The organism is Butyrivibrio sp. (genome assembly GCF_017635265.1).
Classification (GTDB): domain Bacteria; phylum Bacillota; class Clostridia; order Lachnospirales; family Lachnospiraceae; genus Butyrivibrio.
This window is the reverse complement of the sequence record NZ_JAGBLU010000145.1, coordinates 19,961-40,046: the sequence shown is the minus strand read 5'-3', so window position 1 is coordinate 40,046 and position 20,086 is coordinate 19,961. Positions and strand designations below refer to the sequence as shown.

Below are 20,086 nucleotides of genomic sequence, written 5' to 3'. Positions count from 1 at the left end.
AGAAAGCAGGTGACAGTCCATGTACATCATACAGGAAGATGAAATAAAGAATCTCATCGGTGAGGCCACCGAATATGATAAAAAAGAAATGTTGGAAGAAAAAGATCCGCGAAGCTGGTGCAAGAGCATCAGTGCCTTTGCCAACGGCATTGGCGGCTCGCTTATCTTCGGTATCGTCGATAAGACCAATGAGGTGGTGGGACTTGACGATGCTGAGGGCGATTCTGAAAAGATCAGCCGTGTGCTACGAGACAAGATGGATCCCATCCCGCCGTTTAATCTCCGTTTTGCTACCGTTGACGGAAAGAAGCTGATCATCGTTGAGGTTTATCCCGGCTCCGAAACGCCGTATTTCTATGCAGGAAAGAGTGAGAGAACTGCCTATCATCGCGTTGGGAACGAAAGCGTCATCTGCAATTCAGCCAAGCTGAGAGAACTCACTCTTAAAGGCTCCGGGCGCAGCTTTGACAGCCTTCCATCAGGATATGAGTTCTCCAAGATGGCTTTTACCAAGCTCATCTCCACCTATTACCAGAGGGCACATAAAGATTTTCAGGACACTGATTACGAGTCATTCGGCATCCGGGATGTCAATGGCAACCTTACAAATGCCGGTGCGCTGCTTGCAGACAACTGCCCTATTTACCAGTCCCGTCTCTTCTGCACAAGATGGAATGGACTGACGAAGGCATCCGGTCTTCAGGACGCCCTCGATGATGCGGAATACACAGGAAGCCTGATCACGCTCCTTCAGGAAGGAGAAGCATTTGTGAAGCGTAATTCCCATAAAGGCTGGTTCAAGGAACCGGATCGGCGTGTCGAGCTTCCCGACTACCCGGAGCGTTCTGTGACCGAAGGTATCGTAAACGCCCTAATACATCGGGATTACCTCGTTTTTGGCAGTGAAGTTCACATCGATATTTTTGATGATCGACTCGAAATCTACTCTCCCGGCGGGATGTTTGACGGGATAAATATACAGGACCGGGATATCATGACCGTTCCCTCGCAGCGCCGGAATCCCATCATCGCCGATGTGTTCACACGCCTGATCTATATGGAGAGGCGCGGCAGCGGCTTCAAGAAGATCATCGAAGACTACCAATTCCAGCATAACTATACAGAAGAGCTTGCTCCTGCTTTTCGGTCGGAACATGGTTCGTTTTTCCTGACGCTGAAGAACCTAAATTATTACCAAGGTAATAAAGAAGGTAACAATCAGGGTAATGATCCAGGTAATAATCAAATCGGAGTGGACTGGACAGAACGCAAAGAGATGGTATTTGCCCTCATACAAAATAATCCCAGCATCAAGCTCGATGAAATCCAAGATCAGCTTAATCTGACCAGACGGCAGCTTACCCGAACTATTGATATGCTAAAAGATGAAAAAAGGTTGGAAAGAGAAGGTTCCCCAAGATCCGGAAGATGGATCACTCACCCGAATTGATACCCAAGGTAATGATAGGGGACTAATCCAGGTATTGAACCAATAGAAACCTTACATCAACCTTCCAAATTACTGTGCAACCCACGGAAACCAGCACAGAAATTAATGAGTTATGGATACTGTCCCTCACAATGTCCCTCACGGAGTCCCTCATGATGTCCCTCACGAGGATCTCACTGAAAAAATCTATGCAACGCAATTGTCCACCAGTCTCATCCGTCTGGTGGGCATTTTGCTACCTGGGTAGTTATCTTGGTAGGAATTAGGTATTAATACCCTACCCAAGGAAAGAAAGCAAAAAAATAAGACCGATTTCGGTCTCTCCATCAAAAATCCATGTGTTTTTGCCTCTTAGCACGATTTCTTAGTTGTAATCAATGTTTCAACTCTGCTCGTTGCAAACACCTCTACATTATTTACCCCTTTTCTCCCGTTTTCTTGATTTATTAGTACCTTTTTTGAAAAAACGAAAATGAAAAAATCATCTTTGCGCCGTAGCGTGTTGTGATTTAGGTTCCGGCGTTGGTAGCGGTAGGTATGGATGCTTTATATCCATCTACAGGTGCAGTAGTTGCATCTTTACCGATTGCGTACTGCATCTCGCCGCCTTCTGCTTTACCGGCATTCACAAGTTCCTGCGCTGAGCCGGTGTAGGTCAGGGCCTTGGCTGTCGGAGGCGTTTTAACGGTCGCGGGAGTTTTTGTCGCCGATTCCACCGAGAAGGTATTGGTAGCAGAATCAAACATCACCTTTGACAGATCAAGCTTTAAAGCGGGGCGAACACCACTCTTGTTGGTCACAACGAGGCCATACAAATTGACATTCCAGTTGTTCCACCTGTCCACGTACGCCGCAGCGTCATAACTGTAAGTGCTGCTCCCCTGCGAGCACAGCCACCAGGAAGAGCCTGCTCCTTTTCTCTTAGTCGCAGACAATTCTTGTGCAGTTGATGTATCAATCAGGGTTAAATCGGATATCACACTGCTGATTTCTGCGAGCGGCTGCCCCTCTCCAGTCAATCCATCCACATATGTCTTGATTTCGGAGTTTGCATAAACATTACCTCCTAACCTTTCGCTGTTAAATGCGTAAGTCCCAAAACCTGATTTTGGAAGCAGTGTGACCGTTGAACTAGAACTATCGTAAGCAATTACATACCAGGTTTGCCCGGACACCTCACTAATGGTCACCTCGGTATCGGTTGAAATCAAATTTTCATAGTCGTGATACTCTGAAGCCGGATTATATGTTGTACCATCTGCATACACCGTCAATCCCATCCCCGGCATCAGCCCGACGACCATCGCCAGCGTGAGCAAAAAGCCCAGCAGTTTCCTTCCTGATTTTCTTTTTTGTTTCATTACAAATTCCCTCCTAGAAAATAATTTTTATATGAAAAAGACCGCCGAACCTGACAGGGTATAGTAACCCCGTCAAATCCGACGGTTATCCATCACGAATATATTCTGATTTATAGGAAATAAGGGCGCACTCAACTATGCTGTGCTTGAGCAGAGCACTTAATGAGGGCAAGCCTTTGGCGCAGTCCGAATTTAGTGCGAGCCATAGACAGCCACTTAACGAAGTCAAGCTATAAGCGCAGACTGAGTTTAGTGGAGTGGCTAGTGCTGTGCTGTGCTGTGCTGTGCTGTCAGCGATTGTATTTCTTTGCAGCATAAGATGCAACCCCCTAGAATAATTATCATTACATACAACACTTATATTTTAGCATGGTTTACTGTTTTTTGCTTATTTTGTTTTGGATTTTCAACTGGATTTTTCTTTCCATCCCTTAAAACGATCACTCATATCCTGCTTTATATGGATGACATAGCTCACATAACTCAATTTACAAAATCTTTATACATGCCATTTTGCTAAGATGCTATAATTTTGGCATGAGCAATATATTTGTTGATCATATCAAAAGAAATAACGAGCAGCTAAAAAGAATAAAGCAGTATTTTAAGCTTTGTGAGAAAGATATAGTAAACAATAATTTATTCATGCTAAGAAGAACCTGCATGTATATCTCTATTGTTTATATTGTCATGTTCTTTCTTGCACTTTTTATGTTGCCATCATTTAAAAACTCGATCAGATACTTTGTCCTGACTCCTATTGTTTTAATAATCTACTTTTTTATAAATCTGACCATTATAAAAACTAAGTCCATATCGACGCTTTCATCCAAAATACTATGCCTTTCTTTCTATTCTCTTCTTTTTGTTTGTGTCCTCATAATGGACATAATAGCTTTTCCCAAAAAGGCTTCATTATGGTTTCCTTTTTTCCTGTTATCATTCCCTATTGTCTTTATTGATCGAATCTATAAAATAAGCCTCTACGAAACTATTTTTCTTCTTATATATGCATTTATGGCCTTGCTTTTTGAGCCATCAAATGTATTTTCAGTTGATATATACCGTGCAATTGCCGCATATTTTATTGCACTTTTGCTGGGCAGAATAATCATCGATATGCGTTGTAACGAAGGACTTGCCAGGATAAAGCTTTCTGAACTTAGCAGCTACGACTCTCTTACCCACACCCATAACAAAAGAACCTTTTATAAAAAAGTTCATGAATGGCTGGATAATAATCACTCACATCAAAACTATGCCCTTTGTGTCATTGATGTAGATGATTTCAAAAAAGTAAACGATAATCTCGGTCATGATGTTGGCGATCAGGTTTTAAAACATATCGGAGACCTTTTGGCCATGAATATACATGCCGGAGATATTGTTGGAAGATACGGCGGAGATGAATTTGTCCTCTTTATTCCGGATGCAAAAAGTCTGGACCTTACTGCATTTAAACTCAGAAATCTGCAAATGTTTCTCACTGATTTTTCAGTTAATGGTTCGGCTAATTTTACTGTCAGTATAGGTGCAGCTTTCGACAGTCTTGAAAGCGATCTTGAGGTTTTATTTAGAGTAGCTGATGATGCCCTTTACACATCAAAGCTCTGCGGAAAAAATATGAGTACTGTGTGGAGTACTCATAAGTTTGAAGTGCCGCAAAAGCATATACTTTTATACTTAAATCACAATGATGCGGAAATTCTCCCTCTCCTAAACAGCACTTTTGGTGATGACTATGACATCCTCGATATGGAATCCGGAAATGCACTTCCATATCTGTGCCAGCTGTTCGCTTCTATAGAGATGATCATAATGGAGTTTGATGAAAAAAACTCCGACGATATTCTGTTTTTGAAATATATAAAAAGAAGAGATAAATTCAACCATATCCATATAACAACAATTGCAGCTAAGGAATCCTCAGCTGCAACTTCAAAGGAGTATGGAATTAACACAATTTTCAAAAAAGATTTAAGCAGGATCACTCTGAACTCTTTGCTTAATTAAAATCGAATACTATATTAAATTTTTCATCAAAGGCAAGTTTTGCATCAAATGGTGTACCTTTTTTACTGATAAAACCGGAAATTGTATCTGTTTTCTTTTCGTTTATCAGTTTGGAAAACTGCTCCTTATCTATATCCTTGCCTGCAATCTTACCGACAAAGAAGCTGCAGCCTTCATCGCCCTTCTTATAATCCTCGCAGCGATATCCCATGTGACCTTTAATGATAGGCTTGCCACAGATTGGACACTTTAATTCTTCCAAAACCTCATCTTCGTTTTCAAAAACAAATCTGATCCCTGTAACCTTACCCTCATCATCCTTGCTAAGAGCGAGCATAGCCTCAAACTTCTTGCCACTCTTTGACTTAAAACCGCTGATTTTAGAAGTTATGCCTGCGCCCAAAAGTTCTTTTACCTGAGCATCCTTAAGCTTAACTCCGGCAATCTGGCCTATATTGAACTTACAGCTGTTTTCAGGGTCATCACGGTTGTAGTTCTTGCAGCCGTAGCCAAAAGATGTCTTGACAATTTCTCCGCCACACATCGGACATACAACGTCTTTGACAACCTGTGCTTCAACATTTTCGAAGTCAAAAGAAATCTCACTTTTTCCTTCTTCGTTTTTCTTAAGCACAAGGCACGCGTCAAATTTCTTATTTATTTTTCCCTTAAAGCCTCTGATAGTAGAAGTATGACCTTCTTTCAAAAGCTCAACCACATTTGCTTCAGAAAGCTGCTTGGATGCAATCTTGCCAATAAAAAATTTACAGGACTCCGGGTCCTCAGCTTTAAAATTCTCACAGCCAAAACCTATGCTCTTTTTTATAATTCTTCCGCCGCAGTCAGGGCAGACCACATCCTTTAGATAGTCAGGTTCTATTCCATCAAAATCAAAAACTATTGAAAGCTTTCCGTCTTCCGCAGTCTTTAGTTCAAGCTTTGCATCAAAGCTCTTTTTATTCTTACTCTTAAACCCCTTTATGACATCTGTCTTTCTCTCATTTACAAGAGTTTTAAGCGTTTCTGTATCAAGCTTTTTGCCAGCTATTTCACCGATGCTAAAATAACATGGATTTTCTTCTTTTGTCCTGTTCTCGCAGGTGATGCCATATCCTGTTTTTATGATTCTGCCACCACAGGCCGGGCATTTTAAATCCTCCACATATTCGATAGGAACGTCTTCAAAATTAAAACCGATGGACGGCTTTCCTTCCGCATCCTTTCCCATAACGAGACTTGCGCTGAATTTCTGCTTTTTTTTACTTGCAAAACCGTCAAGTACACCGGTCTTACCTTCTGTAAGAAGCTGTTTTACTTCGTCTTCTGATAAGTCTCTTCCTGCAATCTTACCTATACTGAATGAGCACTTTTTAGACTCATCAAAATAGTTACTGCATCCATATCCAAAGGAAGTTGTTGTAAGCTCTCCGCCGCAAACAGGACACTTTACACCTATCGGTTTTCTGGCTGCAATGCCCTTGGACTCTTTTCCCGTAAACCGGTTTATATGGTTAACTATCTCAGTCGTAAGATCTTTGTCTATCATTCTGGAAGTCTCGCGCCTGATATAGTCTTCAAGTTTTACCCTGTAATCACCGGCATCAACAGAGCCGTTGTATATTCCCTCAAGTCCTTTTTCCCAACTGGCTGTCATCTCAGGATTTAAAAGAGTCGGAACAGAAAGATAAACAACTTCGTATATCATTTCTCCCAGATTTTCAGGTGTTATGATCTGACTCTTGCTCTGATTCAGGTACTTTATATCAATCAGCTTTTTGATGATTCCTGCTCTTGTAGCCGCAGTTCCAATGCCCTTCTTTTTTATCTGCTCACGAAGTTCTTCATCTTCTATGAGATTTCCTGCATTCTCCATGGCAATTACAAGATCACCTGAAGTATACCTTTTAGGCGGTGCTGTAGCGCCTTCCCTTATATTCATGCCATTTACAGATATCGGATCACCCTTATGGGCTGTAGAGGCGAACTTAATAAATTCTTCTTTGGAAATACCAACATCCTCTTCATCAAAGACGCTATCTCCCGATTCGCCCCGGCTGTTCTCGCTTTCACCTGAATTTTTCTTCTCTTCAGGGATTCCCAAAACAGCTCTGAATCCCGGAGCTGTCATGACCTTGGCAGAGGCAAAGAATTTTTCGCCACCCACATCAATCTGCAATTTAGCCGTTTTATACTCTGCAGGCGGATAGAAAATAGCCAAAAATCTTTTGCATATCATAAGATATACATTTTTTGACAGAGCTGACAAAGAATTAATGGCTGCAGTCTGACCTGTAGGAATAATGGCATAGTGATCTGTTACCTTACTGTCATCGGTATAATATGATTTTTCAATTCCTTTATACAGACCGTTTTTAAGGACATGCCCGGAAAATTCAGAGACTTCCTCTACTCCTGACAACCCCTTTATATTCTTATAGATTTCTTTGGCTACAGCTGTTGTGAGAACTCTGGCATCAGTTCTGGGATATGTTGTAAGCTTTTTCTCATAAAGCTCCTGTGCGATATCAAGAGTCTGGGAAGGACTTATCTTAAAGCGCTTGGTACAGTCGGCCTGAAGCTCAGTAAGGTTGTATAAAAGGGGCGCTTTCTTTTTAGATATGCCATCTTCAATGCTGTCTATTACGGCTGACTTTCCCGATAGAGAATCAATGAGCTTTTTTGCATCCTCTTCTTTTTTGAAGCCATTCTCCTTGTATAAAAGCGGGGACTCAAAAAAGGCTGTTCCGGTAACAGCCTTCCACTCAGCAAGTATATTCGCATCAGAAAAAGAACCTACAATCCTGTAAAAAGGAGTCTTGACAAAGTTCCTGATCTCCCTCTCTCTTCTGACAACCATTCCCAAAACACAGGTCATTACACGCCCTATCGCGATGGCGGTATATGACTTTGTGGCAGCTGCATCGTTTATAAGCTTTCCGTATTTAACTGACAGAGCACGTGAAAAATTAATGCCAAGGCTATAATCCTCAATGGCACGCATGATTCCAGACTTTCCAAGAAGTTCATAATCTGACATGGGCCTTGCTTCTGCAATGCCTCGCCTAACCTCTTCATCAGTCATAGAATCAATCCAGACTCTCAGCTCAGTCATTCCCTCTCTGACACCACCATAGTTTCTGATGTTCTCCTCAATGGTCTGACCTTCTTTTCCTGAGTCACCTGCCCAATATACAGTATCTATGTCTTCCCTGTGCAGCAGAGAATTCACAAGCTTATACTGATCGGCACTTGCCTTAATTACTCCATATTTATAATTAACAGGCAGAAACGGTAAATCTTCCAGTTTCCACTTTTTGTATTTTTCATCATATTCTTCCGGGTATACCATTTCCACAAGGTGGCCAAAACACCAGGAAATAACGTAAGTGTCATTCTCAATATACCCATTATTATTGCCGGAAACATTAAGTACTCTGGCAAAATCCCTTGCCACAGATGGTTTCTCGGTTATTATAAGTTTTTTACCCATTCGTCAATTCATCTATTCCAATCAGCCGCACCTTGCTGTTTGATTGCATTGATGCATTAATGAGCCATGCATCAAATCCTGCGGTTGAAAAGAAATAGTAATAATCTCCCTCAAGTCTTGCAAGTCTTGCGCAGGATTCAAGTTTTTCATAGTCTTTATGTGTAACAAGGTTCTGCCATTTACACAAACAAAGGGCAGTATCTCCCATGTCGCTCTGCAAAATGATATCAATATTACCATCCTTGCCAAGCCACTGTCCATCGTCTCCGATTTCAAACGGGAAGGTACCCCTTTCTTCAGATTTAAAGATATATTCTCTGCATACAGCTTTGAAACTATCGCTTGCATAACTTTGAATACCTGCAGATATAAATATATCATAAAATTTATCTGTCGGCATCAAACATAGGTTGCTTTCATTTGGAAAAATGAATTTGAAATAAAAGTTAAGCAGTGGGTCTGCAATCTTGTAAACTCCCTTTAAAACATTCTCTCTTCCTGCATTTCCAAAGGAATATCCCTTGCAGGCAAAATCATGATGAATAAGGGTTTTTAAGTATACTGAAATCTTGGCTCTTGAAAATCCGGTAGCATGGTAGAGGTCATTGAGCTTGTTTACTCCCCTTGCCATCTGGGACATAATCGTGTTATATACAGCTGTCTCACGCAAAGTATATTCTATAAGCCTTTTAGGTTCCCCATATAAAAAGCTTCCCGGATTCAAAAAATTCTTACATATATTTTCTTTAAAAGAAAGTTTGTCATCAAAATACTTCCAAAGAGCCGTCTGCCCTCCAAGAACCGAATAGGTCAGTACCGCATCGCGAAAAGACATATTTGGAAAATATGCTCTCATTTCTGAAAACGGAAGCGGCTTTATTTTCCTGAATCCGGCGATATTACCTGCAAGATCGCCAAGGCTTGCCACCATATTGTTTTCAACCCAGTTTATATCATGACTGACAAGAAGGATCAGTATCTGTCTTTCTCTGCCGTTTTCAGACATAAACTCCACCATTTCCTTCATGAAATCACTTGTCCTGGAGATTATATTTTCAAAAGACTCAAAGACAAGTATGAGTGGTGCTCTGTTCATGCCATCAAGTAAAGCGTCAAAAAACTCCTTAAAATCAGGATATTCAGAAATGCTGATTCCTTTATTTTTTAGTTCTCCCGCCCACAAAAAAAGCTGCTCTCTCTCTGACACGGAGCGAGCAGTAAAATAATAATTTTTTCTGTTTTCTATGAACTTTGTCAAAAGAGAGGTACTCTCAATATTCCTGTGGCCATAAACCACAAGAATATTGGAAAGTCCGCTTTCATAGTATCTGTTTAGGAAAGATAAATCTTCTCTTCTTTGTTCTTCCATAACCCCAATATATAAATCAAATTATTTTTTGTTAATGTATCCGCTTGCCTTCAAAAGTTCTGCACACTCTACAGCTCCGCCTGCTGCTCCGCGAAGTGTATTGTGTGAAAGACCGACAAACTTATAATCATAGATTGTATCCTCACGAAGTCTGCCGATGCTTACACCCATTCCGCCTTCATAGTTAACATCAAGAGTAACCTGTGGTCTGTTATCATCCTGCATATACTGAATGAACTGCTTGGGTGCGCTTGGAAGCTGTAATTTCTGAGGAAGTCCGGAAAAGCTCTCAAGCTTCTCGATAAGTTCTTCCTTGGAAACATTCTTTTTGAATTTAACAAATGCAGCTGCTGTGTGACCGTAAAGAACAGGAATTCTTATGCACTGGCAAGTAATCTTAACATCGTCAGCAGGAACAATAACTCCGCCTTCAACCTTTCCCCAGATTCTAAGCGGCTCTTTTTCAGACTTCTCCTCCTCACCTGAAATAAAAGGAATGACATTGCCAACCATTTCAGGCCACTCTTCAAAGTTCTTGCCGGCACCTGAAATAGCCTGATATGTTGTGGCAACAACTTCGTATGGCTCATACTCTTTCCATGCTGTAAGAGCAGGTGTATAGCTCTGAATTGAGCAGTTTGGCTTTACGGCAATAAAGCCGTTAGTTGTTCCAAGTCTCTTTTTCTGGAACTCGATAACATCCATGTGTTCAGGGTTGATCTCAGGGATTATCATCGGAACATCAGGAGTCCATCTGTGAGCACTGTTATTAGAAACTACAGGAGTTTCTGTCTTGGCATACTCTTCTTCGATATGTTTGATTTCATCCTTGGACATGTTGACTGCAGAAAGTACAAAGTCAACATCCTCAGAAACAGCCTTAACATCTGTAACATCCTTAACAACGATATTCTTAACAGACTCAGGAATCGGGTTATCCATCTTCCATCTTTTTCCTACTGCTTCCTCATAGGTCTGACCTGCGCTTCGCGGACTTGCTGCAATAGTTGTAACTTCAAACCACGGATGGTTATTGATGATGTCAATAAATCTCTGACCAACCATTCCTGTTCCACCAAGTACTGCAACTTTTAACTTCTCGCTCATAATAAAAAACTCCTCCATATTATTAATATTTGTGAATTTATGCTAAGCTGTTAATAAATTCATTATTCATCTTAACGACTTCAGACATACACTTAAGGCTTGGTGCTCCGATAGTCAGGCGTTTGTTTACACATGTTTCCAAACTGATTTCATCATATATGTCTTCATCAAACAATTCTGAAAAATCTTTAAGCTCACTGATCTGTAAATCATCAATTGCACAGTTCTTATCTATGCAATAAAGCACAAGTCTTCCAATAACCGAATGGGCATCTCTGAATGGCATTCCTTTTTTTACAAGATAATCAGCTGCGTCTGTTGCATTGGTAAAACCAAGCATAGCACTTCGCTTCATGTTCTCTTTATTAAATGTAAGAGTAGATAACATCTGCGTAAAAAGTATCAGGCAATTAGATGTATTGTCCACGGCATCAAAGAAAGCCTCTTTATCTTCCTGCATGTCCTTGTTGTATGCAAGAGGTATACCTTTCATGGTAGTCAAAAGACTCATCAGATCTCCATATACTCTTCCGGTCTTGCCTCTTACAAGCTCTGCTATATCAGGGTTCTTTTTCTGAGGCATAATGCTTGAACCTGTTGAATAGGCATCATCAATAGTTACAAATCTGTACTCATTGGAATTCCAGATGATGATCTCCTCACTAAATCTCGATAAATGCATCATCACTACTGAAAGAGCTGACATAAATTCCAAAAGATAATCCCTGTCTGAAACAGAGTCCATACTGTTAAGTGTAGGTCCGTAAAAATCAAGGAGTTCTGCAGTGTATTCCCTATCCAGAGGATATGTGGTTCCTGCCAGGGCTCCGGCTCCCAGTGGGCAATAATTCATTCTCTCATATATATCTTTCATTCGGAGAACATCTCTTTTAAACATCTCAAAGTACGCACCGAAGTGGTGTGCAAGTGTAACAGGCTGTGCCTTCTGAAGATGAGTAAATCCGGGCATATAGGTCTGAAGGTTCTCCTCCATTATGCCATTTATCACTTTCAGAATATCTGTCAAAAGACCTTTTATATGCTCTACTTCGTTCCTTGCATAAAGCCTCATGTCAAGGGCTACCTGATCGTTTCTGCTACGTCCTGTATGAACCTTTTTGCCTGCATCACCAATCCGCTCTATAAGATTAGCTTCCAAAAAGCTGTGAATATCTTCATATCCGGTAGTTATTTCAAGGTTGCCTGCCTTTACATCTTTAAGTATTGAATCAAGACCATTTACAATATCTTCCATTTCTTTACCGGAAATAATGCCCTGTTTTGCCAGCATACGTGCATGAGCCTTACTTCCCAATACGTCAACTTCCAAAAATCTCTTATCAAAAGTAATCGAAGCATTAAAACTCCATGCAAGTTCATTTATGCTGCCTGTAAATCTTCCACCCCAAAGCTGCGCCATTTATTCTTCTCCTCGAAAAACGATTGTTTTTATCTGAATAAGTCCGGTCGGATGCTGATACCGCGACGCACAGCTGATCCGTTTTGATAACCGATCAAAATACGTTCGCTAACAATATTCAGCTCCTGAACCGATTTATTTACTTTGCCGGATTAAAGTCTTAAAAAATTATAATCCAAACTTAACATATATGAAAAGCCCAAAACTAGATAAAATATCAACAAAATTTTTAATGGATTATTTTATTTCTTGTGTAGAAAAAACAAATGTCCGTGTAATGAAGACATTTTTCATTTAACAGTCCATATTTATATTTTTTATCTCGCAGAAATTTGCGAAAAAAGTATGAATTTTTTATTAAATAAATATGTTGAAAAAATAAAATCTCAGTGTATACTTTTTTCTGTTGAAAAAAAATGACATTATGCGGAGGAAAAATTAAAATGGCAAAAGTTAATGATGAAGCAAAAATGAGAATGCTTGGGGAGGCATTTGGTACCGGAGAGAACTATTTGGCAACTGCTTATGCATTTACAACTCCCGGTTGCAACCTATTTTCAATGTTTGGACTTATTGGCGTTCTTATCGGTGAGATGGTAGACAAAGAAGGCTACAGAACAAGGCACAATGTTTACCTTGGTGTTACTGCTACAGGCGTTAATGTAGTTATCCTTGATGGTCTTAACAACAATAAGATTAAATATGCAGAGAAGTTTAATTTCTCTGAGCTTGAAAAAATTGTTGCTCTTGATAGAAAGACATGCTCATCACTTCATATGGTAAAAGCCGGAAAGAAGTGCACACTTCAGTTGCCGAAAAAGATTCTTGGCGCTAAGCTTGCAACTCAGAAAGAAGATGCTTCAGCTGTAGTAGCAAAAATTAATGAACTTACTTCTGCAACAAACGTAGCTTAATCACTAATCTAAAAGCACAAAAAGGGCTGTAAAAATGATTATTCATTTTTACAGCCCCTTTTCATCAAACCGATGCTATCTCTCTTGTGGCGATAACACTTACTCCGGTTCCCGCAACATCTTTTATTAAGACATCTCCGATATGAGCGGGAGCACTGACAACTGCGCTGTCAATATCCTTCATAACTTCAAATATTTTGTCCTTTGGAATATCGCTTGCAGTTTTTACTGATACTCTCTCTTTATCTCCACCTGTTATTCTGATGGTACTTGTAACAATCCTTGTTGGATTAACAACTTCTTTTCTTGCATATATATCGCCCTTGGGGCAGGTATTGCCAAAAACTTCCAAAACTTCTCCGTTTTCCATTGATACAGTTAATTGGCATCCCATTGGGCACCCTATACAGGTAAGTTCTCTTTTCTCCATTTCCTATACCTCTATTTTCCTGATCATTTTTATAAAGATCTTTCAAGTTCTTTGAAAGTAGTTATCTGAGTCGATAACACTTTCTTAGTTTAGCTGTAATCTTTAGATTCAATCACTCATTCTCAATCTTAACCGTTATCTTCTTAAGTCCGCCATGCTCCTGAATCTGGCTTTTTCTTAGTATTATCTGTTCCATTTCACCGGGAGCCATGATTCTCTTTTGATTATGCATGATGCGCTCATCATCAAAGTACACGCTGACAAAAGAGTTCTTGTAAATATCACCGACTCTGAATCTTACTGTCAAAAGATCATCCATGCGTTCGGGATTGATAGAACTTGGAACCGTATATCTGGCACCCTCTGTAGCCGTAATTTCAATTGTCTCTGCGCTACTCTCATCTTTGCAGCCATCATTTATGTATTTAACAGCATTCTGACCGGCTCTCCCCGCCTCTTCTGAAACATAGTCCACAAGATCGTGAACATGAAGTACATTGCCGCAGGCAAAAACTCCGGGAATATTGGTCTCAAGTGACTCATTTACAACAGGTCCTGAAGTAACAGGGCTCATTGTTACTCCTGCTGATCTTGAAAGCTCATTTTCAGGAATAAGTCCGCAGGACAATAAAAGTGTATCGCAGGTATATCTCTCTTCTGTGCCTTTTATAGGCTTTCTGTCAGGTCCGACTTCAGCAATAGTTACGGCTGTCACATGGTCTTTTCCCTCAATATCAACAACCGTATGGGAAAGCTTAAGAGGAATTCCATAGTCGTCAAGACACTGAACAATATTTCTCTTAAGTCCTCCTGAGTAAGGCATAAGCTCTGCTACAACCTTTACCTTTGCTCCCTCTAATGTCATACGACGAGCCATGATAAGTCCAATATCACCGGAACCCAGAATAACAACCTCTCTTCCAGGCATATAACCTTCTATATTCACAAGTCGCTGTGCAGTTCCTGCTGAGAATATTCCTGCAGGTCTGTAACCTGGAATATTTAAGGCTCCTCTTGGCCTTTCTCTGCATCCCATAGCCAGAATAACGGCTTTTGCAGAAATTTGGAACATTCCATCTTCCCTGTTCATGGCTGTTACTATTTTGTCTTTTGATATATCCATTACCATGGTATTTAATTTGTACTCGATACCAAGGTCGTAAACCTGCTTAATAAATCTGTATGCATATTCGGGACCTGTGAGTTCTTCCTTAAATGTATGGAGACCGAATCCGTTGTGAATACACTGATTTAAAATTCCGCCAAGTTCATGATCTCTCTCAAGAATCAAAATACTGTCATTTCCGGCTTTTTTGGCTGCAACTGCGGCTGCAAGTCCGGCAGGTCCGCCACCTACGATAACTATATCTACTGTTTTCATTATAAGCTTGCCTCCCCTTTTGTTCTTTCAAGGACAATGTACGATTTGCCACCGCTCTTGGTTATTTTTTCGTATGGGAGTCCTAATTCTCTATTGATGATTTCCATTGTTCTGGGGCTGCAAAAACCTGCCTGACATCTTCCCATTCCTGCTCTTGTCCTGCGTTTTACTCCATCAAGTGAGCGCGCGCCAAGAGGTCTGTGAATGGCATCAAGTATTTCTCCCTCTGTTATGGATTCACATCTGCATACGATAGTTCCATATGCCGGATTCTTCTTAATAAGCTCATTCATCTCTTCTACTGAAAGGCCTTCTGTTCTGGTAATCCCTTTTCTTGTGCCTTGCCAGTTTTCTTTTTCCTCTAATGAAAGCATGTCTTTTATCATATCTCCAACCATTTTTCCAATAGCAGGCGAAGCCGAAAGCCCCGGTGACTCAATTCCGGCTACATCAATAAACATCGGAGCATCCTTTACTTCCTCGATAATAAACTCATGCCTCTCAAGGTGAGCCCGTAGCCCCGCAAAAGAAGTAATAACATTTCTCATAGGAAGGTTCTTAACATTTTCACCGGCCTTTAAAATAACTTCATCAAGTCCTGCCTGCGTTGTGTTATTTCCCTCTTTATTCTCAATATCAATGGCTGTTGGTCCGACCAGGAGATTTCCATGTACAGTAGGTGTTACCAAAACGCCCTTACCATATTTTGTGGGCTGGGGGAAAATAGTATGTGACACAAAGTCACCAACCTGTTTATCCAACAGGCAGTAATCACCTCGTCTTTCAATGATATGCATCTTATCGCTGCTGACCATGTTGTGGATCTCATCAGCATGTACGCCGGCTGCATTTACAATCAGACGGCTCACGTACTCTCCGTTGTTTGTACGAACATGAAAGAGGCCGTCTTCACCTTTTTTGATATCTTCAACTTCCGTGTTAAATCTGAACTCAACACCGTTCACATTGGCATTTTCAGCCATGGCAATTGTAAGCTCGAAAGGACAGATGATTCCGCCTGTAGGTGCAAATAAAGCTCCCTCAACATTGTCTGAAAGATTTGGCTCCATCTCATGAGCTTCTTCTTTAGTAAGGATTTTAAGCCCCTTTACTCCGTTTTTTACACCTCTGTCATATAAAACCTTAAGTCCGTCAAGCTCTTCTTTATGCACACATACAACCATGGAACCGTTTCTCTTAAATGGAATGTCCAGATCTTTTGTGAGCCGGTCCATCATCTCGTTGCCCTCAACATTTAATTTAGCCATAAGAGAGCCTTCTTCAGCATCAAAGCCGGCATGTACTATGGCTGAATTGGCTTTTGAAGTTCCTTCGCATACATCCTCGCATTTTTCAAGAACGCATGCTGTAAGCTTATATCTTGATACTTCACGTGCTATAGCGCTTCCGGAAACGCCGGCACCTATGATCAATACATCAAACATAATAATCTCTCCTCTGAAAAACGATAGCTTTCATCCGATAAATTTAAGTCGAATGCGGATATCTTTATATTTACTCGCGGGCCCACCCTCTGGTTGAGGCAACAGCCTGCTTCCATCCGGCAAGTTCTTTTTCTCTTTTTTCTTTATCCATGGAGCTTTTAAACTCTTTGTCCACAGCCCAGTTGCTGATAACATCCTCCTTGCTCTTCCAATACCCGACTGCAAGCCCCGCAAGATAAGCAGCTCCCATGGCTGTTGTTTCAACACAGCTTGGTCTTACAACATCTGTGTCAATAATGTCTGATTGGAACTGAAGAAGAAAATTATTCCTGGAAGCGCCGCCGTCAACGCGAAGGCTCGTTAATTTCTTGCCCGTATCAAGTTCCATTGCTGCAAGCACATCAGCTGTCTGAAATGCAAGCGATTCTACCGTTGCTCTTATGATGTGATACTTATTTACGCCTCTTGTAAGTCCAACGATTGCTCCTCTTGCATAAGGATCCCAGTAAGGAGCTCCAAGTCCTGTAAAGGCCGGAACTACATAACAGCCGTTTGTATCCTTTACTCTTGTAGCAAAATACTCCGAATCAGGAGCTGAATCAATCGCTCTAAGTTCATCACGAAGCCATTGAATAGCCGCTCCTGCCACATATACAGAGCCTTCTATTGCATATGTAACTTTTCCGTCAATGCCCCAGGCTATTGTTGTCAAAAGATCATTCTTGGAATAAACCGGTTTATCTCCGGTATTCATAAGCATGAAGCATCCGGTTCCATATGTGTTCTTGGCATCACCTTCATTGAAACATGTCTGTCCAAAAAGTGCTGCCTGCTGGTCTCCCGCTGCACCTGCTATCCTTATTGGACCTCCAAAGAATTCGGGATCGGTCTCGCCATATATACAGCTTGAGGGCTTAACTTCAGGAAGCATGCTCATGGGTATATCAAGAATTTCGCAAAGCTCCTTGTCCCACTCAAGTGTATTGATATTAAAAAGAAGTGTTCTTGAAGCATTTGAATAATCAGTTACATGAACCTTCCCCTTTGTAAGCTTGTAAATAAGCCATGAATCAACGGTTCCAAAACAAAGTTCCCCGTTCTCCGCTCTTTGCCTTGCCCCGTCTACATTGTCCAAAATCCATCTTATCTTTGTACCGGAAAAGTATGGATCGAATTTAAGTCCTGTCTTACACTGAAACTCTTTTACTATTCCCGGTCTTTCAGCTTTCATCTTCTCTGCAAAATCCGCTGTTCTGCGACACTGCCAGACAATAGCATGTGTTATAGGCTGACCTGTTTTTCTATCCCAGACTATAACTGTTTCTCTCTGATTGGTAATTCCAATCGATGCAATATCTTCAAAACTTGCATCAATTTTGTTCATTGCTTCTCTGGCTACAGATAACTGTGTCTGCCATATTTCACTGGCATCATGTTCAACCCAGCCCGGTTCAGGAAAAAACTGTGTAAATTCCTTTTGAGCACAGGAACAGATTTCACCTTTTTGATTAAAAAGAATACATCTGTTACTTGTAGTTCCAGAATCCAAAGCCATTACATATTTAGACATAAAAAATTCCTGCCCTTCCCCAATAGTCATAAATTTCTCTTTTATGATAAGTCCTTATTGTGCTATTTGCAATACTTTCACAATATTAAGGACTAATTTTTGTTGCTTTTGCACAAATTAAATAAATGCTTTTTGTTGGAAACTGATATATCATTTTTAGTTTTCTTGTGATTTAAAAAATCCCCTAAACCTGCGTTATAGCAAATATTCTTTTTCTGGTTTATAATATTATCACAATATCAAATATTAAATTATTAGAGGAGGTTTTCATGTCCATAGGAAGAGAAGATCTTATCCATTCACTGGCAAAATCAATGGGCGTTGGCGATGCCCAAAAATCAAAGATTTCCTCAAGTAAATACAACGTCGATGCAGGCTCTTTATACTGCAACGGACATGTTATATCAAAATCTACAATAGACCAGGCAAAGCTCTATTTCACAAGTCAGTACAGAAAGCTTGCCGTAAAAGACGATGAAGGTGCAAAAGACCTTGCTACTTTATATGAGGTTGCCTCAGAAGCCATCAGTATTCTTACGGAATCCGGAAATAAAGGTACAAATGCCACCTGAATGATTCATTGTGTCTCTATGGCTTCATAGGCTGTATAATATGTTTCTATCCTGTCAAATCTATAATATGCATCACCTTTAATAGTCGCCAGACTCATGGGATCAATACACACTTCATCTGTGTTTGAAGGAATGAGCCAAATACAGTCCACAAGCTCATCTCCGTCAAAGAAAAGCACATAAGCATCTACTTTTACTTTTCTGTCTGATTTATTATCAGCAGCCAAAACAACTGAATTTCCGTCAACTTTTGTATAAACCATAACTTCATCAGTCATGTCCTCTTCATAGGGGACTCTTTTTGTTATGGTGAACTCATACATCGAAGGTTTTTTCCCGCCAAGTTCACTCTTGTCAAACCTGCCCTCAATTACAAACTGTGCTCCGTCAGGTACAACTTCAGACGTTTTTTCCGAAATTGCTATTTCATTCCCCTCTTCATCTCTTGCGGTAAATATGCACTCATATCTGTGAAGATTACCTGTCTCATTCTTCAATACAATAACAGGGTTACAGTTGTGATCATCCTCTCTGAAATACTGAGCAACTACTACTGTTCCCAGAGGAAGACCACCATAGGATGGCATGTCATCATCCGATGCTCCGACAAAGCCGCTGGCCGGTTTAATATCATAGTTATTTTCTATCTCCTCAAACTTTTCAAAAATAGTATCAGGATAGTCTCTGTAATCAATGGAGTCATTTTTATTTTCATTAACTTCTTTTTCATCATTTTCTTCTTTTGCACCGGCAATTTTGCTGTCACTTTTTAACAAACCTGCGCTATCATCACTAGCACCTTCACTAACATAATGAATATCCTTATCTTCTCTTGATGAATTGCTTTCAGTATCTACACTGTCTGCCTCTGAGTTCAATTCTTTATTCTCAAGAAAAGACATATCAAATCCCATATTGGTGTAATTATCATAAATAATTTGTCTGGCAAAAGGCATTCCTGTTCCCTTATCAAAAGGCAACGAAATACCGTAACAATTTAAGTACATGATGATCGGAACGAGCATTCCTCCAAAAGACATGCCAAGTGCTCTGACAATATTTATTGATTTTTTCTGTAAAAAGCAATAAATACTCAGACAAAACGCTATAATAGATGGAAATATTCCAACTAATATGAAAGATGTTGCAAAACCAAGTACAGATAATAAAATTGTAATTACAAGCAATTGCATGAAATTACCCCTCATTTTATGTGCACTTTGCACAAAAGTTATTATCATAAAAATGTCAATACTTGTATCTATATTTTTTTATACTACAATATATTGTAGTTAGAATGTTAATGAATTTTCGTTTTTTTGAGGAGGACGTGTTATGAATAAAGTTGCTACTTTGGAGGCTTCAGACCTGCTTATTATACGTAGCATTCTTCGTTCTATGACCAATGAGCACTGGTCCGTTGCGGAAGCGCTGGATGAATATGATATACCTGAGGAACTTCGTGATGAATACGAAGCTCAGATAGAAGCCTGTTTCGTCGATTGACGGCAGGCTTCAATAATGTCCGGTATCTGAACATTATTGAAGCATTTTTAAATTAAAC

The 20,086-nt window shown here is 40.3% G+C and carries 15 protein-coding genes; 5 read left to right on the top strand and 10 right to left on the bottom strand.

Features of this window, described 5'->3' with window-relative positions:
• Nucleotides 1-19: 19 nt before the first annotated feature.
• A complete protein-coding gene (locus J6O61_RS18825; RefSeq protein WP_292215848.1) occupies nucleotides 20-1,450 on the top strand; it encodes an ATP-binding protein in 1,431 nt (476 codons plus the stop codon).
• A 509-nt stretch (nucleotides 1,451-1,959) separates the two neighbouring features.
• On the opposite strand, the gene J6O61_RS18820 is transcribed toward J6O61_RS18825, so the two are convergent.
• Nucleotides 1,960-2,811, bottom strand: coding sequence for a hypothetical protein (locus J6O61_RS18820; protein WP_292215847.1), 852 nt, complete (start codon nucleotides 2,809-2,811; stop codon nucleotides 1,960-1,962).
• A 537-nt stretch (nucleotides 2,812-3,348) separates the two neighbouring features.
• On the opposite strand from J6O61_RS18820, the gene J6O61_RS18815 reads away from it, so the two are divergent.
• The gene (locus tag J6O61_RS18815; RefSeq protein ID WP_292215846.1) at nucleotides 3,349-4,824 is read left to right on the top strand and encodes a GGDEF domain-containing protein; all 1,476 of its coding nucleotides are present in this window, start codon (nucleotides 3,349-3,351) and stop codon (nucleotides 4,822-4,824) included.
• Here the strand turns inward: J6O61_RS18815 and J6O61_RS18810 are convergent.
• The 4 genes from J6O61_RS18810 to argH are packed head-to-tail and all read right to left on the bottom strand — an operon-like array spanning nucleotide 4,817 to nucleotide 12,210.
• Nucleotides 4,817-8,314: a DNA topoisomerase III gene (locus J6O61_RS18810; RefSeq protein ID WP_292215845.1), complete on the bottom strand. Its 3,498-nt coding sequence runs from the start codon at nucleotides 8,312-8,314 to the stop codon at nucleotides 4,817-4,819. The genes J6O61_RS18815 and J6O61_RS18810 overlap by 8 nt on opposite strands.
• Nucleotides 8,307-9,683: an ATP-binding protein gene (locus J6O61_RS18805; RefSeq protein ID WP_292215844.1), complete on the bottom strand. Its 1,377-nt coding sequence runs from the start codon at nucleotides 9,681-9,683 to the stop codon at nucleotides 8,307-8,309. Before J6O61_RS18805 ends, J6O61_RS18810 begins: the two co-directional genes overlap by 8 nt.
• 21 nt (nucleotides 9,684-9,704) lie before the next feature.
• Nucleotides 9,705-10,790: an aspartate-semialdehyde dehydrogenase gene (gene asd / locus J6O61_RS18800; RefSeq protein ID WP_292215843.1), complete on the bottom strand. Its 1,086-nt coding sequence runs from the start codon at nucleotides 10,788-10,790 to the stop codon at nucleotides 9,705-9,707.
• 37 nt (nucleotides 10,791-10,827) lie between these two features.
• On the bottom strand, nucleotides 10,828-12,210 hold the full coding sequence (gene argH / locus J6O61_RS18795) for an argininosuccinate lyase (RefSeq protein WP_292215842.1): 1,383 nt from the start codon (nucleotides 12,208-12,210) through the stop codon (nucleotides 10,828-10,830).
• Nucleotides 12,211-12,653: 443 nt separating this feature from the next.
• On the opposite strand from argH, the gene J6O61_RS18790 reads away from it, so the two are divergent.
• Nucleotides 12,654-13,124 carry a hypothetical protein gene (locus J6O61_RS18790; protein WP_292215841.1) on the top strand — a complete coding sequence of 157 codons (471 nt, stop codon included), beginning with the start codon at nucleotides 12,654-12,656 and terminating at the stop codon, nucleotides 13,122-13,124.
• Nucleotides 13,125-13,188: 64 nt separating this feature from the next.
• Here the strand turns inward: J6O61_RS18790 and J6O61_RS18785 are convergent, their stop codons facing one another.
• The 4 genes from J6O61_RS18785 to glpK all read right to left on the bottom strand — a co-directional run bounded on the left by J6O61_RS18785 (nucleotide 13,189) and on the right by glpK (nucleotide 17,950).
• The gene (locus J6O61_RS18785) at nucleotides 13,189-13,554 is read right to left on the bottom strand and encodes a DUF1667 domain-containing protein (RefSeq protein ID WP_292215840.1); all 366 of its coding nucleotides are present in this window, start codon (nucleotides 13,552-13,554) and stop codon (nucleotides 13,189-13,191) included.
• A 112-nt stretch (nucleotides 13,555-13,666) separates the two neighbouring features.
• Entirely contained in the window at nucleotides 13,667-14,935 is a 1,269-nt protein-coding gene (locus tag J6O61_RS18780; protein ID WP_292215839.1) for an NAD(P)/FAD-dependent oxidoreductase, read from the bottom strand.
• The gene (locus J6O61_RS18775; RefSeq protein ID WP_292215838.1) at nucleotides 14,935-16,380 is read right to left on the bottom strand and encodes an NAD(P)/FAD-dependent oxidoreductase; all 1,446 of its coding nucleotides are present in this window, start codon (nucleotides 16,378-16,380) and stop codon (nucleotides 14,935-14,937) included. The genes J6O61_RS18780 and J6O61_RS18775 overlap by 1 nt, the downstream gene beginning before the upstream one ends.
• A gap of 70 nt (nucleotides 16,381-16,450) precedes the next feature.
• Nucleotides 16,451-17,950, bottom strand: coding sequence for a glycerol kinase GlpK (glpK, locus tag J6O61_RS18770; RefSeq protein ID WP_292215859.1), 1,500 nt, complete (start codon nucleotides 17,948-17,950; stop codon nucleotides 16,451-16,453).
• A gap of 269 nt (nucleotides 17,951-18,219) precedes the next feature.
• Between glpK and J6O61_RS18765 the strand changes: the two genes are divergently transcribed.
• Nucleotides 18,220-18,522 carry a hypothetical protein gene (locus J6O61_RS18765; protein ID WP_292215837.1) on the top strand — a complete coding sequence of 101 codons (303 nt, stop codon included), beginning with the start codon at nucleotides 18,220-18,222 and terminating at the stop codon, nucleotides 18,520-18,522.
• A gap of 5 nt (nucleotides 18,523-18,527) precedes the next feature.
• Here the strand turns inward: J6O61_RS18765 and J6O61_RS18760 are convergent, their stop codons facing one another.
• Entirely contained in the window at nucleotides 18,528-19,715 is a 1,188-nt protein-coding gene (locus J6O61_RS18760; protein ID WP_292215836.1) for a hypothetical protein, read from the bottom strand.
• A gap of 142 nt (nucleotides 19,716-19,857) precedes the next feature.
• On the opposite strand from J6O61_RS18760, the gene J6O61_RS18755 reads away from it, so the two are divergent.
• Nucleotides 19,858-20,028 carry a hypothetical protein gene (locus J6O61_RS18755; RefSeq protein ID WP_292215835.1) on the top strand — a complete coding sequence of 57 codons (171 nt, stop codon included), beginning with the start codon at nucleotides 19,858-19,860 and terminating at the stop codon, nucleotides 20,026-20,028.
• The last annotated feature ends 58 nt before the right edge of the window (nucleotides 20,029-20,086 follow it).